The sequence below is a fragment of the Arcobacter arenosus genome (assembly GCF_005771535.1).
In the GTDB taxonomy this organism is placed as follows: domain Bacteria; phylum Campylobacterota; class Campylobacteria; order Campylobacterales; family Arcobacteraceae; genus Halarcobacter; species Halarcobacter arenosus.
In genome coordinates this window covers 739181-755466 of the sequence record NZ_VANU01000001.1, presented here as the reverse complement: position 1 = coordinate 755466, position 16286 = coordinate 739181, and the positions used below count along the sequence as shown (strand labels likewise).

At 28.0% G+C, this 16286-nt stretch carries 16 protein-coding genes; 9 read left to right on the top strand and 7 right to left on the bottom strand.

What is annotated here, in order from left to right:
* Nucleotides 1-8 precede the first annotated feature (8 nt).
* From FDK22_RS03850 to doeB2, 4 genes are all read left to right on the top strand, one after another.
* Nucleotides 9-464: a universal stress protein gene (locus FDK22_RS03850; RefSeq protein ID WP_138151569.1), complete on the top strand. Its 456-nt coding sequence runs from the start codon at nt 9-11 to the stop codon at nt 462-464.
* A gap of 153 nt (nt 465-617) precedes the next feature.
* The gene (locus FDK22_RS03845) at nt 618-1778 is read left to right on the top strand and encodes a zinc-binding dehydrogenase (RefSeq protein WP_138151568.1); all 1161 of its coding nucleotides are present in this window, start codon (nt 618-620) and stop codon (nt 1776-1778) included.
* Nucleotides 1775-2818 carry a proline racemase family protein gene (locus FDK22_RS03840; RefSeq protein WP_138151567.1) on the top strand — a complete coding sequence of 348 codons (1044 nt, stop codon included), beginning with the start codon at nt 1775-1777 and terminating at the stop codon, nt 2816-2818. The genes FDK22_RS03845 and FDK22_RS03840 overlap by 4 nt, the downstream gene beginning before the upstream one ends.
* Before the next feature lie 18 nt (nt 2819-2836).
* Nucleotides 2837-3997 carry a N(2)-acetyl-L-2,4-diaminobutanoate deacetylase DoeB2 gene (gene doeB2, locus FDK22_RS03835; protein WP_138151566.1) on the top strand — a complete coding sequence of 387 codons (1161 nt, stop codon included), beginning with the start codon at nt 2837-2839 and terminating at the stop codon, nt 3995-3997.
* A 9-nt stretch (nt 3998-4006) separates the two neighbouring features.
* Here doeB2 and FDK22_RS03830 read toward each other — a convergent pair whose 3' ends face one another.
* Genes FDK22_RS03830 through FDK22_RS03815 form a run of 4 tightly spaced genes read right to left on the bottom strand, consistent with a single transcriptional unit; the run spans nt 4007 to nt 8808 of the window.
* Nucleotides 4007-4477 carry a threonine/serine exporter family protein gene (locus FDK22_RS03830; protein WP_138151565.1) on the bottom strand — a complete coding sequence of 157 codons (471 nt, stop codon included), beginning with the start codon at nt 4475-4477 and terminating at the stop codon, nt 4007-4009.
* Nucleotide 4478: 1 nt separating this feature from the next.
* Nucleotides 4479-5270 (bottom strand): threonine/serine exporter family protein, encoded by a 792-nt coding sequence (locus tag FDK22_RS03825; RefSeq protein WP_138151564.1) that lies wholly within the window; start codon nt 5268-5270, stop codon nt 4479-4481.
* Nucleotides 5270-6022 carry an SdiA-regulated domain-containing protein gene (locus FDK22_RS03820; RefSeq protein ID WP_212744972.1) on the bottom strand — a complete coding sequence of 251 codons (753 nt, stop codon included), beginning with the start codon at nt 6020-6022 and terminating at the stop codon, nt 5270-5272. The genes FDK22_RS03825 and FDK22_RS03820 overlap by 1 nt, the downstream gene beginning before the upstream one ends.
* Nucleotides 6023-6024: 2 nt before the next feature.
* On the bottom strand, nt 6025-8808 hold the full coding sequence (locus FDK22_RS03815) for a transporter substrate-binding domain-containing protein (protein ID WP_138151562.1): 2784 nt from the start codon (nt 8806-8808) through the stop codon (nt 6025-6027).
* A gap of 83 nt (nt 8809-8891) precedes the next feature.
* On the opposite strand from FDK22_RS03815, the gene FDK22_RS03810 reads away from it, so the two are divergent.
* From FDK22_RS03810 to FDK22_RS03790, 5 genes are all read left to right on the top strand, one after another.
* On the top strand, nt 8892-9224 hold the full coding sequence (locus tag FDK22_RS03810; protein WP_138151561.1) for a hypothetical protein: 333 nt from the start codon (nt 8892-8894) through the stop codon (nt 9222-9224).
* Nucleotides 9217-9837 (top strand): type III pantothenate kinase, encoded by a 621-nt coding sequence (locus FDK22_RS03805; RefSeq protein WP_240534026.1) that lies wholly within the window; start codon nt 9217-9219, stop codon nt 9835-9837. Before FDK22_RS03810 ends, FDK22_RS03805 begins: the two co-directional genes overlap by 8 nt.
* Nucleotides 9815-10423 (top strand): ATP phosphoribosyltransferase, encoded by a 609-nt coding sequence (hisG, locus tag FDK22_RS03800; protein ID WP_138151559.1) that lies wholly within the window; start codon nt 9815-9817, stop codon nt 10421-10423. The genes FDK22_RS03805 and hisG overlap by 23 nt, the downstream gene beginning before the upstream one ends.
* Nucleotides 10423-11121 carry a class I SAM-dependent DNA methyltransferase gene (locus tag FDK22_RS03795; protein ID WP_138151558.1) on the top strand — a complete coding sequence of 233 codons (699 nt, stop codon included), beginning with the start codon at nt 10423-10425 and terminating at the stop codon, nt 11119-11121. Before hisG ends, FDK22_RS03795 begins: the two co-directional genes overlap by 1 nt.
* A 193-nt stretch (nt 11122-11314) precedes the next feature.
* Nucleotides 11315-12355, top strand: a complete 1041-nt coding sequence (locus FDK22_RS03790) for a hypothetical protein (RefSeq protein WP_138151557.1) — start codon at nt 11315-11317, stop codon at nt 12353-12355.
* 152 nt (nt 12356-12507) lie between these two features.
* On the opposite strand, the gene FDK22_RS03785 is transcribed toward FDK22_RS03790, so the two are convergent.
* The 3 genes from FDK22_RS03785 to FDK22_RS03775 form a co-directional block, all read right to left on the bottom strand.
* Complete coding sequence (locus FDK22_RS03785) at nt 12508-13845, bottom strand: diguanylate cyclase (RefSeq protein WP_138151556.1); 1338 nt, start codon at nt 13843-13845, stop codon at nt 12508-12510.
* Between the two features lie 9 nt (nt 13846-13854).
* Nucleotides 13855-14817, bottom strand: a complete 963-nt coding sequence (gene trpS / locus FDK22_RS03780; RefSeq protein WP_138151555.1) for a tryptophan--tRNA ligase — start codon at nt 14815-14817, stop codon at nt 13855-13857.
* A 92-nt stretch (nt 14818-14909) separates the two neighbouring features.
* A complete protein-coding gene (locus tag FDK22_RS03775; RefSeq protein ID WP_171012910.1) occupies nt 14910-16184 on the bottom strand; it encodes a TAXI family TRAP transporter solute-binding subunit in 1275 nt (424 codons plus the stop codon).
* Nucleotides 16185-16286: the final 102 nt, after the last annotated feature.

The window sequence follows — 16286 nt, the reverse complement described above, 5'->3', positions numbered from 1 at the left end:
GAGATGTCATGTTTAAAAAAATATTAGTACCAACTGATGGCTCAGGGCAAGCTAATAAAGCTTTAGATTTAGCTTGTAAAATGGCTATGGAAAATGACCAAACTCAAATAAATATATTGTCAGTTTTTAGACATCACAGTTTTACTGAGGCTTCTTTATCAATGCTGCCACGCCAAATAGATGATGAAGCTGCAAATTTAGATGAGGTTATGAGAGCTTATGCAAAAGAGTTAGTTGCAAAGGCAAAAGAGGTTGCTATTGAATATGGACTAGAGAAACATAGAGTAAGAGGTTTTATTAGAGTTGGACAAGTAGCAAAAGAGATTTTAGATTTTATAAAAGAAGAGGATGTCGATTTAATTGTAATTGGAAAGCAAGGAAGAGGGGATTTAAGTGGTTATCTTTTAGGTGGAGTTTCACATAAAGTTACAGGTCTTTCAAAAATCCCAGTAATGGTTATATGATGATTTTATTTGATATCAGAAAAATCAATAGTATCTATTGTTTTAATAGAGTCTATTCAAAGGTAGCTTATTCGTCCATATTATAAGGATTAAAGTTTTTAATCCTGCAATATTTTATAAATAATTTAAATAAATTCTTAATTGGACAAAAAAATGAAAAATAAAACAATGAAAGCTATGGTTTTAACAGGACATGGTGATATTAATAAAATAGAGTACAAAGATGTTGCAATACCAAAACCAAAAAAAGGCGAGGTATTAGTTGAGGTTCACGCAACTGCCAAAAACAACACCGATAGAAAAGCTAGAATTGGTGTTTATGGGGTGGATGATAAAAATAAAGATGAAATTACTTCCTTTGATATGAGTGGGAATAATACTTTTACATTTCCTAGAATTCAAGGTGCAGATATAGTAGGAACTATAGTAGAGGTTGGGTTTGGAGTTTCAACTAGTAGAATTGGAAAAAAAGGTTTAATTGATTTTAATATCTATTTAGACCCTGAAAAAAATGATAATCTAAATTTAACCCCTGATTATATAGGTCATGGATGTAATGGAGGTTTTGCTGAATATGTAGTAGTTCCAGATGAAAATTTTTATAATATGTCAAATTTAGATATAAGTGATGCCCAACTTGCAAGTTTAGGTATGTGTTCATATCAAACTGGACTTAGAATGTTAAATGCTTCTAGGGTAAAAGAGGGGGATTTAGTATTAGTTTCTGGGGCAAGTGGTGGAGTTGGAACTGCTTTAATTCAAATGTGTAGAATCTTAGGAGCAATTCCTTATGCCTTAAGTAGTAAAGAAAAAGAGGCTCAACTTTTAAAAATAGGAGCCGAAAAAGTAATTGATAGGGCTGATATAAATAGTTTAAACCAAAGAGTTTTAGAAGCAACAAATGGGAAAGCCATTGATGCAGTTATGGATATGGTTGGTGGAGATTACACAAATGTTTTTTTAGACTGTATGATTACAGATATGAAAAACAAAGATGATTATCCAAGACTTAGTATTGCAGGGGCAAGTGGAGATAATATAACACAAATTATGTGGTCAAAAATATATCTATATCAAATAGAGATTCATGGTGTTTCCCATGGAACTAGAAATGAAGTAAAACAATTAATGAAATGGATTAGAGAGGGTAAATTAAAACCTATGCTTCATGCAACATTTAAGCTTTCCAACCTTCATAAATGTGAAGAGTATTTTGCAAATAGGTCAAATAACTATCTTGGAAAAGTTGTTGTAGTTCCTGATTCAAAATGGGATGAATATGGGAAAGAGTTTGCTCTAAAGGATTCTTTATGAATTCAAAATTTCATAAAATAGGTTTAATTGATACCCATGCTGGAGGAGATGTAAGTAGAATTGTTTTTTCTGGAGTAAAAAATCTTCCGGGAAAAACAGTAAGAGAAAAAATGGAATATTTACAAAAACATGGAGATGGTTTAAGAAAAACATTACTTTTTGAACCCTATGGCGTTCCGGAAATGTCAATTGACTTAATAGTTCCATCATCCCAAAGAGAAGCAGTTGCAGGATATATTATAATGGAGGTTATGGGATATCCTATTTATTCAGGTTCTAATACTTTATGTACTGCAACTGCAGTTATTGAAAAAGGCTTAGTAGCTAAAAAAGAGGGGATTATAAGTTTTAAACTTGAATCCCCAGCAGGTTTAGTTGATATTGAAGCAAATATTGTAAATGGTATTGTTGAATCTGTAACTTGTCAAGGGTTACCAAGTTATATTCACTCTTATAAACAGATAATTGAGGTACCAAATTTAGGAGAAGTTACTTATTCAATAGCTTATAGTGGTGGGTTTTATGTTTTAGTTGAAGCTTCTCAATTTGGTTTTAAATTAAATAAGAGTGAAGAGGAAGAATTGTCTAAAACTGCATATATGATAATTGAAGCAATTAGAAAAAAAGAGAGTTTTAAACATTATAGTTTAGGTGATGTAGGACCTGTTCCTTTTTTACATTTTATGGGTGACCTTACAAAAAAAGAGGAAGGTTTTTATAGTTCCCCTTCAACTACTTATGTACACCCTAGGGTTATTTGTAGAAGTACAACAGGAACAGGAACTTCAGCTAGACTTGCATATTTATATTATGAAAACAAAATAAAACAAGGAGATAAATTAGAAACTATTTCCTTAAGAGATACAAAATTTATTGGAGTTTTTGAAAGTGTTGAAAAACAAAAAAACTACAATGTTATTAACAACAAAATTTCAGGTAAAAGTTATATCATAGGTAAACAAGATATTTATATCAATTGTGATGATTCAATGCTTAATCATTTAGATACTTTAAATGAATTAACCAATGTACTTGAATAAGATAAAAAAGGAGAATTTATGTTAAAAAAATTTGAAGAAGTTGTAAACTTTGCAATAGATTTTAGACATAATTTACATAAAAATCCAGAGTTGAAATGGGAAGAAACCGATACTGCAAAATCTATTAGAGATATTTTAGATGAGTATAATATCCCTTATAAAACCTATGCAAATACAGGAACTTGTGGACTTTTAGCACAAGATAAAAAAGGCCCTCATATTGCAATACGAGGTGATATTGATGCATTAGCTTTAGAGGAAAAAACAGATGTACCATATAAGTCAACAAAAAAGCAGTGTATGCACGCTTGTGGGCATGATGGACATACAGCAACATTAATGACAGCTGCCATTTGGTTGAAACAAAATGAACACTTACTTGAAAATCCAGTAACACTTTTATTTCAACCAGCCGAAGAGGGTGGTCATGGGGCTAAAAAAATGATAGAAGAGGGTTGTTTAGATGGTGTTGATATGATTTTTGGTTGGCATAATTGGCCTGCTATTAAATTTGGTCAAGCAGTATGCCCTGATGGTACTGTTATGGCTGGAAATGGAACTTTTCATATAGATATAAAAGGAAAAGGTGGACACTCATCACAACCTGAATTATGTCGTGACCCAGTTTTAGCAGCAAGTGCTATGACTTTAAATCTACAACAAATAATAAGTAGACACGTTTCACCTCAAGATAGTGCAGTTGTTTCTGTAACTTCAATTGATGGAAGAAGTGATTTAACTACAATACCAGACTTTGTAAAACTTGAAGGAAGCATTAGAGTTCCAACTGATGAATTAAAAAGTTTTGTTTTTAATAAAATAGATGAGATTGTAAAAGCAACTGCTAAAACTTATGATGTTGATGTTGAGGTTGAATTAAGAGATAGGTATGGAGCAACAATAAACCACAAAACTCAAGCAGCAATGGTTAGAGAAGAGTTAAAAAATCAATTGGGTGAAAATTGGGAAAGTGATATTCCAACGCCTATTATGGCAAGTGAAGATTTTAGCTATTATTTAAACACCATTCCGGGAGCTTTTGCACTTATTGGAAGTGATGATGGAGTTGAAAAACATCAAAAAGCTTGTCATAATGTTCATTATGATTTTAATGATAAATTAATATCACCCGTTAGTAAAACTTTAATGAGACTTGCTGGGTATAAGGGAGATTTTTAAAAGATACAATTAGGCAATTGGCCTATTGTATCTCATAAAATAAATTGATGGAATTGCAAGTCCAAAACCAATTCCCCCTAATATAGTAATTGTTTTTAAACCATTTTCAACAAAAATAGTAATAAGTTCAGGGTTAACTCCATGGGCACTCATATTTATAAGATTTATAACAGCATTAAAAGCATATGTTCCAGGAATCAAAGGTATAATTGAAGCAATCGTATAAACAGGTCTTGGAATAATATATTTTCTTGACCAATATAAAGCAACTAAACCTACAATTGTAGAAGCTAAAAATGTTGCAAGTTCAATACTAAAATTTATATCCATTAAAATAGTTCTTGAAGTATATGCAATTGCTCCACCAAAACCACAATACATAAGTGTGTGTTTAGGAACATTAAAAACCATACCAAAGCCAATAGCTGGAATGGCAGCAAAAATTGCATTTATAATATAATTAATTAATTCAGTACCCATATTACCAACCTTTTAAATCTAAAACTACAAAGGCAAAAACAATCCCAATTGCAGTTGCTACTGTTAATAAAACAGCTTGCATCCAACGACCCCAACCCATGGCTAGATAACCTTTTACAGCATCTAAAACAGAATTGATAAAAGGGAAACCCGGAGCAAGTAAAATTACACTTGATGATAAAGCAATATCTATCTTATCACTTAATTCATATATATGTGCAAGTCCAGATATTAATGTTGCAACAAAAGCAGTTGCAGCAAAGGTTATAATCATTACAAACTTTCTTTTTGCTAACTCTTGTCTAGTAAACATAGCAATACCAGATGCAAAAAAAGTGACAAAAAATGAGATTAAATCTGCCCCATTTAAGTAAGCAAATGAAGCACATGATAATCCAATCATAAAAACTACAAGCCATCTATTATAGTAGTTTGCTTGAATCTCTTTCATTGTTTTTAATACAAAACTTACATCTCTTTTTTCTTTTTCTGTTTGATGACACATCCTTTGAACATCACATACAATGGACATATTTATTGGTTTGTGGTAGGCTCTTCTTGTTGTTGTAACAGAGTGTGTTTGATTGTTTGTTAGTGTTGTTAAAACAATGGCAGAAGGGATTAAAGAAAGTTCAACAGAATCAACACCTAAAGCCTTTCCTAATCTTTGAGCAGTTTGTTCAATAAGTCTACTTTCTGCACCATATTCAAGCATCAATACAGCAGCTTTTATTACTGCTCTAGTGATTTTTGTTTGTTCTTCGTAAGTTAGTTGTGTTTGTATCTCTTCCATTATTTTTTAAAATCTTTTATTTTTAGTATATTTCCACCATCATCAGCAATATAGAGATTACCTTTTTTATCAAAGGTGATTCCTTCTTGGGCATAATAGTTTGTTAGTTTGTATTCTTTTTTTGTTTTTTGTTTTTTTAAATCATATTCAATTAAAAGTGAATGGTCATCACTTACCATAAAAAGGTTGTTTTTATAAAAAGTTAATCCCGCAATATCTTTATATCCATGGTTTATAATCTCTTTAATTTTTTGTTTTTTCTTTTTTAAATCATAATCAATAACTACAATTACAGAAGAGTCTTCTTTTGGGTAAGGTTTATCAGATTGGTTTGATAAATATATTTTATCTTTTAATATAGCAATAGCTTCAATTCCATCATCACCTTTTTTTAAAACTTTAATTCCATTAAATTCTCTTTTTATTGAAATCTCTTTTTTCTTTTTGAAATTTTTTTTTGATAGAACTAAAATTTTATCTTTACCTTCAATTGCAACTAATAATATATCTTTTTTATCATCAACTGCAACACCTTCAAAATCATATTTTCCTATCTCTTTTTGCCTTAGAATTTTTCCCTCTAAAGTTAATTCATAGATTGAACCCTCATCTGCAACAACAAACAAGGTATTTGATTTTTCTGAGTAAGTGATACCAGAGGCTTCTTGAATTTTTGAAATTATAATCTCTTTTGCCAACATATTTTGAACTAAACCACTAAAAATTAAAATTATGAGAAGAATTCTCTTCATCTTCATTTTGCCTCTATTGGAAGAGATAGTGTAAAAAGTGCACCTTTATAATGGCTATCATCAACTAAAAAAGTACAATTTGATACTAAAATTTTACCCTTTAAATGTTTTGTAATTATTTCATTAGACATATAAAGTCCTATCCCCGTACCTTGGGATTTGTGTTTAGTTGTAAAGTATGGTTCTAAAATTCTATTTATAATATTTTTTGGGATTCCACCTGCATTATCTTTTATCTCAATAATTAGTGAATCATTCTCTTTATAAGTATTAATACAAATTACAGGTCTTGATATTTTATTTGATTCAATTGCATCAATTGCATTATTTAAAATATTTAGTAAAATTTGTACAAGTTCACTTTCTAAAGTTTTTACTTTTATATTCTCCATGTCTTTTATAACTTCAATATTATATTTTTTTAGTCTGGAATCAACCAAATATAAAGATTTCTCAATGCAATCTTTTATATCAAAATATTGAACAAGTTTATTTGGATTAAAAAAGTTTCTAAAATCTTCAATTGTTTTTGAAAGATATTGGGATTGTTTATTTATAGAATTTATACTATCAAGTAAAAACTTTTCATCCACTTTTTTATTTATCTCTAATTGTAATTGCATACCTGTTGAGGCAGTTGAAATTACTGAAAGTGGTTGTCTCCATTGGTGGGCAATATTTTCTAACATCTCCCCCATTGCCGCCATTTTTGATTGTTGAGCAAGTAATGTGTCTTGTTCCCTTTTTTCAAGTTCAAGTTTTTTTATTTTTGTTAAATCAAGTATAGTTCCAATGACAAATAAAGGTTTGCCTTCATTTGAAAATTTTGTTATTTTTGAGGTTAATTGAATATATTTAATGGTTTCATCTCTTAGTAATATTTTAAATTCAAAAGAGTATTTTCTTTTTATTCTAAAAGATTTTAAAAACTCTTTTTTAACCCTTTTTTTATCATCAGGATGTATAAAAGAGAAAAAAGTTGCCAATGATGGTTTAATTTCACCCACAAAAAGTCCAAAAATTTTATAATGTTCATTACTCCATTTTAATTCTTTCTTTTTTATACTGTAACCAAAACTTCCTAGTTTTGCAATTGTTTGTGCTTCATCAAGTAGATAATTGGCTCTTCTTAATTCTTTTGTTTTCTCTTCAATTCTTTCTTCTAGTTCTTCATTTAAAATTTTAAGTTCTTTAGTTCTTTCATTTACAAGAATCTTTAAGTTTTTACTTTTTCGTAAATTTTGTTGATTAAAATAGATTAGAGGAATAAAAAATAAACTCGTTAAACCAAGTAAAACCCATAGGGTTTTATAATCAAAGTTTTTTTCAAATTGTACATTTTCCCATCTTTTTATTATAGAATTTACTTCATTCTCATTTAAAGAGAGTATGGCTTTATTAAGTATTGATTGTAAAATTTGATAATCATCCCTAATCATAATACTCATATCAAAACTTAGGCCAGTATTCCCTGTTATTTTTAGGGAATCAAAATTTAATTTTTTAATATTGTATGCTAGTACTGGTTTGATATCAACAAAGGCATAAGCTTTCTTTTCATCAACAGCTGCTAATCCCTCTTTTATACTTTTTACTAATAAAAAATCTAGTTTTGGGTATTTTTCTCTTAATATTTTGTGTGCAGTAAAATTTTCCCCAACAGCAATTTTTTTGTTAAAAAGATAATTCATATTTTCTATGAAGTTTTCATCTTTTAAAGTTACTATAGATAAAGGGAAAGATTTATATGATTTTGTAAATATTGCATACTTTTTTCTATCTTTTGTTTCACCAACACTAAAGATTAAATCTTTTTCTTTATTTTTTATTGAAGAGAGTTGTTCACTAAAATTATTACTAACAAAAAATTCATATTTTAAACCAAGTTTTTTTGCAATAAGTTCCCAAATTTCAGTTGAAATACCCCCTGCTTTATTTATTGAAAGAAAAGAGAAAGGTTCCCATGATCTTGAAAGGGATATTTTAAAAGTTTTAGATTTTATAAAATCTTTTTCCTCTTGTGTTAATTGAGTTAAACTTTCAATATCTTCATAAATTCTTTGTTCATTATGTATAATCCATTTACTCTCAACTGAAGCTAAATCTTCAGGTTTTAATTTTTTAAAACCCTCATCAAAGAGTTTTACAAGATTTTCATTTTCAGATATGGCGCTTATTTTAAAAGTGTTAGAAAAAAGTTTTATTGAACGTATTAAATGAAAATATCCATTTTGTAAGGCAAAATATTCAATGGCAACTTTATCATCATAGATTAAATCAATTTTTCTTGAGCTAAAGTCTTTAAAAGCTTCTAAATAATTTTCATAAATAATAATCTCAGAATTTTTAAAATTTTCCTTTAATAACTCTTCATAGTCACTTCCTATGATTCCAATTATATATGAAGCATCTTTACTAAAGCCTTTGTCATTTTCTTTATGAATAAACAGTGAAGTAGCAAGTTCATAATAGTTTTTTGAACTCTTCATCCAATCTTCATAAGCATTTGTTCCTAAAAAGAAATCAACTTTTTTTTCTTTTGCAAGATTTATTGAGTTATCCCAAGTAACTCCATTTATAAACTTTATATTATAATGATTTTCTTCTGCCCAAAGCCTCCAAAAATCAACAAATAAACCTTCTGCTTTTCCGTTTAGTTCATAGGAGAAAGGAGCATAGTCTGGGTCATAAGAAACTTTAAATTGTGTTTGATTAGCATTTGATTGAAGCAAAAATATAAAAAAGAATAAAACAATTGTTTTTAAAAATATTTTTTGTGTGAACATTACTATACCAGCTATTAAAATTGGAGAAAATTATAGCTAAAACAAACTTTTGTTATAATCTCAAATAATTTTCAGGAGTGTATTTGAAAGAATTAACAAAATACTTTTTAAACAAAGATGTTTTATTCAAAGATTTAATTGAAATTAATCCCAAAGATTTAGGAAGTAGAAAAAAAATTAAAATCTACAAGGCAACGGCAACTAACAACTCATATTATGCAATATTTATTGTTGATGGTAAAAGTAGATTTATTAGAAAAAATGCGAATGATTTATTGGAACTTTTTAATAAACTTGTTGATAAGCAAGGTCATAATTTTAAAGAAAAAGAGCTTTTAATCTCTTCCCCACTATGCTCAAAAGCTAAAAAGTTTTTACAAGAAAATAAATGGAGTGTACGAATTGATTTTGTGTGATATTGGAAACACTACATTTCATTTTTTAATAGAGGAAAAACACAAAAGATACTTTCTTGAAGAAAATCTTCCAAAATTTAATGATGATATTTTTTATATATCCGTAAATAAAACTGCAACTAAAAAATTAAAGCAAATTAATCCTCAGGCAAAAAATATAAAAAAATTAATGAATTTTGAAACCTCTTATGTTGGATTAGGAATAGATAGAGCAGTTGCGAGTTATTTTGAAAAGGATGCCGTAATTGTTGATGCAGGTAGTGCAATTACAGTTGATATTATGGAAAATGGTATTCATAAAGGTGGTTTTATATTACCTGGATTTAGAGCATTTATGAAAACTTATCCAAAAATTTCTAAAAAACTAAAGTTTGATTTTGAAAAAAATATAAATTTAGATAAAATACCGCTTCAAACAAAAGATGCTATAACATATGCTATGATGAAATCAATCATTTTACCAATCAAAGAAGTAAGCAAAGATAGAAGAATTATCTTCACAGGTGGAGATGGAGAGCTATTAAGTAAACATTTTGAAAATAGCATTTATAAAAAAGATTTAATATTTGAGAACATGAAAAGGATAATTGATGCTAACAATTGCATTGCCTAAGGGTAGAATTGCAGAAGAGACTCTTGATAAATTTGAGAAAGCTTTTGGTGAAAAATTTATTTTCGAAGATAGAAAATTAATTTTAGAAAAAAGTGGATTCAGATTTTTAAATGTAAGAAATCAAGATGTACCAACATATGTAATGCATGGTGCTGCAGATCTTGGAGTTGTTGGTTTAGACGTTCTTGAAGAAAAAGAGTATGATTTAATTAAATTGTTAAATTTACAGTTAGGAAAATGTAAAGTTGCTTTTGGTCTTAGACGTGGTGAAGAACTTGATATGTCAAAAAGTAAAATTACTGTTGCAACAAAACATGAAAAAATTGCAAAAAGATATTTTGAAGAAAGAGCAATGGCTGTTCAAATTATCAAACTATATGGTTCAATTGAACTTGCACCTTTAGTTGGACTTTGTGATTGTATTGTTGATATTGTTGAAACTGGAACTACTATGAAACAAAACGGCCTTGAAGTGGGACCTACTATTATGGAAAGTTCAGCACATTTAATTGCAAATAAAAACTCATATTATGCAAAAAAAGATTTAATTTTTGATTTAAGAACTAAGTTAGAGGCAGTTCTTTAATGGGCTTAGACCTTTATGCTAAAATAGAACCATATCTTGATTTTGATGAAGAGGTTTATAATCTGCATAATGAGTTTATGTCTCATGTTATGGAAAAAGAACTTGATAATATCCTAGATATAGGGTGTGGTCAAGGATACTTTCTTCAAAATCTTGCACTTAATAATAAAAAAGCTTTTGGAATAGATTTAAGCCAATCTCAAATTGACTTTTGTAAGGAAAAAGGTATTGAAAATACCTCTTGTCTTGCACTTGAAGATGTAAAAGAAAAATATGATTGTGCAACAGCAATTTTTGATGTAATAAACTATATTCCAAAAAATGAACTAAAAAAGTTTTTTATGGATACTTCTAAGGTTTTAAATGATAATGCTTATTTTATCTTTGATGTAAATTCATTATTTGGTTTTGATGAGGTTGCTCAAGGGTGCATTACTATTGATAGAAAAGATAAATTTATTGCTATTGATGCAATATATGAAGATAGAAAACTAATTACATCTTTAACACTATTTTCAAAAGATGAAAATGGAAAATACCAAAAAGAGAAAGATAAAATCACTCAATACTACCATGATAAAAAGAGTTTAACAGAGTTATTAAAAAAAGCAGGTTTTGAAGTTGAAGAGATAAAAGAGTTTAATCTTCATGGTTTTGATGAAGCTGATAAACTAATCTACATTTGTAGAAAAATATAGTAATACAACAAATTAATTAACTAATACTATTTTGTTAATCTTTTAATATAAATTATATAGGTTTTAAAAAAGATATATTTATTGAGCCTAAAATTATTCACAGGAATTTTAGAAAGCAATAAATATATTAGATGAGACCGTTCTGAGACATTATTTCGTTATAATTTTTTATATTTTTAAAGAAGGACAAAAAATGAAAAATATAAAATCTTCACTGAAGTTAATTTTTACTATAACATTATTAGGTTTTTTACTTAATGGTTGTGCAGGTAATAGAGAGCCTCAAGTCACTCAATACAATTCTGGTATAGAAAAAACAGAACAATGGAATCAATACAACGAGTATGCAATAAAAAATAAACAACCCATTTTAGATTTTGCAGCAACCACATTAAAGTATAAATTTGGTGATTTTACAGTAACTAATTATGAAACATTTTTAGCATCTGATCCAAAAGTAGTAATACAAACAAAATGGCATAACTGTAATGAGAAAGACATTTTTGAATTTAAATTTTATGCTCCTGATGGTAGGTTTGCTCACTATGACTACTTTATTCCAAATAGAATCAATACAAAATGGACTATAGGAAGAACTTTATACTTAAAGGGAACACCAATAGAACAACTACAAGGTACATGGAATTTAGAAATTTATGTAAATGGTAAATTTGTGATAAACAAAGAATTTAATATAGTAAAATTTGGGAAAATTGAAAAAGCTGAAAAAAAAGTAACAATTGGGTTTGCTCCATATTGGAATAGTAAGGATTCTACATGGAATCACAATAAATCTGCTCCATTTTACATTAGTTGTGCAGCATTGAAAGATAACCCATCTATGAATATAGTTCCTCCCTTTTTAATTCTTAAAGATGTCGGTAATCCTCAATTTGATTATAAAAAATTTAAAGAACAAGTAGAAAAAGACCTATTAGATAATCAAGGAACAATTAAATCTTTTCTAAAACTCCATCCTATGGATTATATTGTTATGGGAAAAGTGAAATCTGCCTGGAATATGAGTACCCATGATACTAATTTTGAAACATTAATTATTGATACAAAAGCAATGGAAATTATAGATACTGTAGAAACAAAAATATCATTAGGAAGTGGAGATTTTAACATTGCAACTAGACAAAAGACAGAATATCTACATCCAAAGAGAGTTAAAATATATAAACAACTATATAATGATTTAGCTAATAAAATTAATTCATTAGTAAAATAATCTGCAAGGAAGAGGAAATCTTTACCTCTTCCAAGATTCTTATATAAAAAAACTATTAAAAAAAGCAGGTTTTGAAGTTGAAAAGATAAAAGAGTTTAATCTTCATGGTTTTGATGAAGCTGATAAACTAATCTATATTTGTAAAAAATAGATTAGTTTAGGTGTTCTAGTTCTACTCTATTTCTTCCTAATTCTTTTGCTTTATATAAAGCTTCATCTGCTCTTTTAAAAAAGTTAGCTTTTGTATCTGAACTATGAAATTGCGCAATACCTATTGAACAAGTCACCTTCCCAATATTTTTAAAATCAAAGCTCTCTATTGAGTCTCTAAGTTTTTCTGAAAAAATTGTTGCTTGTTCTATATTTGTGTTAGGTAGAAGTATTACAAACTCTTCTCCTCCCCATCTTGCAACAATATCACTTCCCCTTGTAGTAATTGTTAATATTTTTGCAATCTCTTGAAGAACCTTATCCCCTTCTAAGTGACCATAATTATCATTTATCTTTTTAAAATGATCAATATCAAGCATGGCTAAAGAAAAACTATAATTACTATAATTTTTAAAATTTTCAATTTGTTCAATTAAAAGTGTATCAAACATACTTCTATTATATAATTTAGTTAAATAATCAAAGGAAACCTCTTCTTTTAGTTTTGATGTTGCTTTTAGAAGTTTTTCATTTGTTCTTGACATTTTTGAACCCTCTTCTTTGATAAGTTCAATCCATTTATTATAAACTGTTTTAAGTAGTTCTTTTTGGGTAATAATCCCTGAAATATATCTGTTTTCATCAACAACTACAATTCTTTTATAGTGTTTATCTTTTATATATTTTACAGCTTCAGCAATAGTAGTTTTATCATCTAACGTACTTACAGGTGATGTCATATAGTTTTTTATAGGTTTTAAAAGGTCAAAATCATTGTGAACTATATCTATAAAATCTTTTGTTGTAAAAATACCAATTGGTTTTAAATCTGTATCTATTATAATAACGGCATCTCTAGAGCTTTCTTTTAAAAGATGAATCACTTGTAAAGTTGAAGCATTTTCATCTGTTGTTATTGCTCTATATTGATGTGTTAAAGAAGAAAGGGTTTGTTTCTTCATCATAATTTGTGGGTCGATATTATTAACAATATCGGTATAAGAAACAATCCCTATAAGTTTTTCATTTTCTGTAATAACCATATATTCATCACTTGCATCAATATCATTTAAAACAGAAAGAAGATTTATATCTTTATCAAGTTCCTTTACCTTTGGAATATTAAGGTCTTGTAAAATGGCACTTTTATCAATATTTGAAATTTTGAATTCCAACAGATGGGTTGTTGTTAATATATGATATGATTTATCTTCATAGTTTTTTAAAATTATTGTTCTTAAATTATAATCAGACATTTTTTTAATGGCATCATCTAATGTTTTTTGAACGTCAATAGTTAATACATTTTGAATACAAATATCATATACTGTTGGAATCAAATTTTCTCCTTATAAACCTACGATATCTCTAATAGCTTCCATTTTAACACTTGCTATTTTTCTTGCTTTACTTGCTCCAAATTCTAAAATCTCTTTTACTTCTTTTGGATTGTCTAATAAGTGTTGTCTTCTCTCTACATATGGTGCAAAGTGTTCATTGATTTTATCCAAAAGTGAAAGTTTAAAATGACCATATCCCTCACCTGGAGTTGCATATCTTTGTTGAAGTTGTTTTAATTCATCTTCATTCATAAATAGTTCACATAGTTTATATATATTACAAGTTGTATAATCTTTTACTTCATCTAATTCTTTTGAGTCAGTTACAATTCCCATAACTTGTTTTTTAATACCTTTTTTTGTTCCGAACATATCAATTGTATTTCCATATGATTTTGACATTTTTGCTCCATCAGTTCCTGGAACTGTTGCAACTACTTCATCAACTTTCGCTTCAGGTAAAACTAAAATATCTGTTTTATAGTGGTGATTAAAGCTATTAGCAATATCTCTTGTCATCTCAACATGTTGAATTTGATCTTTACCTACAGGAACAATATTTGAATCAAAAAGTAAAATATCTGCTGCCATTAAAACAGGATATGAAAATAAACCATGATTTGCTTGGATACCCTTTGCTGTTTTATCTTTATATGAGTGAGCTCTTTCAAGTAGTCCCATTGATGTATGATTTGATAATAACCAGTATAGTTCTAATACTTCTTTTACATCACTTTGAACCCAGAATGTAGATTTTTCTGGATCCATTCCAAGAGCTAAAAAGTTTACAGCTGCTTCAAAAATATTTTTTTCTAAAACCTCTTTTTCTTTAACAGTTGTTAATGCATGATATGAAGCAATAAAGGCAAAAAGTTCACCATCATCTTGTGATTCAATCATTTTTTTAATCATTCCAAAGTAGTTACCAATATGGATAGTTCCACTTGGTTGAATTCCAGATAATATTCTCAAAATATAATTCCTTATAAATTTCCCAATCAAAAGGGAAAATTTTTTTGCGGAATTATATCTAAACTTAGTAAAATAGCTTTTTAAACAACTTTTTATATGGATTTTTCAATTTTATTTATTACATGGTCAATATGAAGTTGTAGATTATAATATTCTCCCATAAATGATAGGGGAACTTTTGTTTCATTACTAATTTCAATTCTTAGTTTTTCAAGTTTTTCAAGTTCTTCTTGATACTTAGTTTTATCGATACTTTCTAATTCTTTATCAATAGCTTTAACTTCATCATACCATCTATAAATTTTTGATCTCATTGACCAATTGTAAAGTGGAAAAAATCCTTTAAATAATGGGAACAATAAAGTGATTAAAGGGATTAATAATATTTTTAATCTATCAATATTTGAAGCTATCCAATAAGGGAATATTTTTTCTAAAAAGGTATCTCCATTTTCAAAATATCTTTGTGCTTCTTCATCTAAATCAAGTTTCATATTTATTGTATTTGGAAAATATCTAGCCTTTGAAAATAGATCTTTTTTATTATGAACATCAACTATTCTTTTCAAGAATAATCTTTTTAACTCTTCAGGAAAATTTTCATTTACTACTAAATTTGCAGTTGTTGAAAGAAGGTTTATATTTTGGTCTGGAAGATTTTTATAAAGATCTAATGTCCCTTCATATAGTGTTAAATCTTCTAAAAAGGTATATTTTTGGCTATATGCCCTTGCCCTTTTAAAACTAAATACGTTTACACTAGGAGAAGCTAGAAGTTCTTTTATTATTTCTGATTTGTGTGAAGATACAACAAACATAACATCAATATTCCCTTTTAGTAACTCATTTTTTGCTTCTTCATTACTTAAATCTAGGATTTTAGAGTTTGTATTATCAATACCATTATCTGTTAAAATATTTGATGCTAAATCCCTTGTTCCACTCCCTTCTTTTCCAATTGATATTTTTTTTGAATAAAACTGTATTAGATAATCAACAATAAAACCTTCGTTTTTATAAAATACCCAAAGAGGCTCATAATAGATTGAGGCAAGGGATTTTATCCCCTCAGAAGTTTCATTGCTAATAGTTCCATTTTGAATAAATGCAATATCAGCTTTTTTCTCTTTTAATAGTTGAATATTTTCAATAGACCCAGCTGAATTGATTATATTAACTGTAACATCGTCTTTTTCTAATAACTTTTTATACTCCAAAGCAGTTTTGTAGTAATTGCCAGTCTTTCCTCCTGTTGCAATTGTAATCTCTTTTTTAGGACTTGGTTGTATAAAAGATGCTGTAAAATAAAAAGCACCAACAATTAGAAGAATAAAAGGTATAGTAACCGTAAAAAATTTGTATTTCATCCATAAAGCTTTCATGATGGTATAGTAACATATTTTATTATAGATGCCATTATAAAACACTAAAAAGTTAATTTTAGATATAATCACGAAAAATTTATAAGA

Excerpts from the sequence above, each read along its gene's own strand:
- FDK22_RS03840 (WP_138151567.1), top strand. The coding sequence starts at position 1,775 with ATGAATTCAAAATTTCATAAAATAGGTTTAATTGATACCCATGCTGGA.
- FDK22_RS03815 (WP_138151562.1), bottom strand. The coding sequence starts at position 8,808 with ATGTTCACACAAAAAATATTTTTAAAAACAATTGTTTTATTCTTTTTT.
- FDK22_RS03845 (WP_138151568.1), top strand. The coding sequence starts at position 618 with ATGAAAAATAAAACAATGAAAGCTATGGTTTTAACAGGACATGGTGAT.
- doeB2 (WP_138151566.1), top strand. The coding sequence starts at position 2,837 with ATGTTAAAAAAATTTGAAGAAGTTGTAAACTTTGCAATAGATTTTAGA.
- FDK22_RS03775 (WP_171012910.1), bottom strand. The coding sequence starts at position 16,184 with ATGAAATACAAATTTTTTACGGTTACTATACCTTTTATTCTTCTAATT.
- FDK22_RS03820 (WP_212744972.1), bottom strand. The coding sequence starts at position 6,022 with ATGAAGAGAATTCTTCTCATAATTTTAATTTTTAGTGGTTTAGTTCAA.
- FDK22_RS03790 (WP_138151557.1), top strand. The coding sequence starts at position 11,315 with ATGAAAAATATAAAATCTTCACTGAAGTTAATTTTTACTATAACATTA.
- hisG (WP_138151559.1), top strand. The coding sequence starts at position 9,815 with ATGCTAACAATTGCATTGCCTAAGGGTAGAATTGCAGAAGAGACTCTT.
- FDK22_RS03830 (WP_138151565.1), bottom strand. The coding sequence starts at position 4,477 with ATGGGTACTGAATTAATTAATTATATTATAAATGCAATTTTTGCTGCC.
- FDK22_RS03850 (WP_138151569.1), top strand. The coding sequence starts at position 9 with ATGTTTAAAAAAATATTAGTACCAACTGATGGCTCAGGGCAAGCTAAT.
- FDK22_RS03825 (WP_138151564.1), bottom strand. The coding sequence starts at position 5,270 with ATGGAAGAGATACAAACACAACTAACTTACGAAGAACAAACAAAAATC.
- FDK22_RS03795 (WP_138151558.1), top strand. The coding sequence starts at position 10,423 with ATGGGCTTAGACCTTTATGCTAAAATAGAACCATATCTTGATTTTGAT.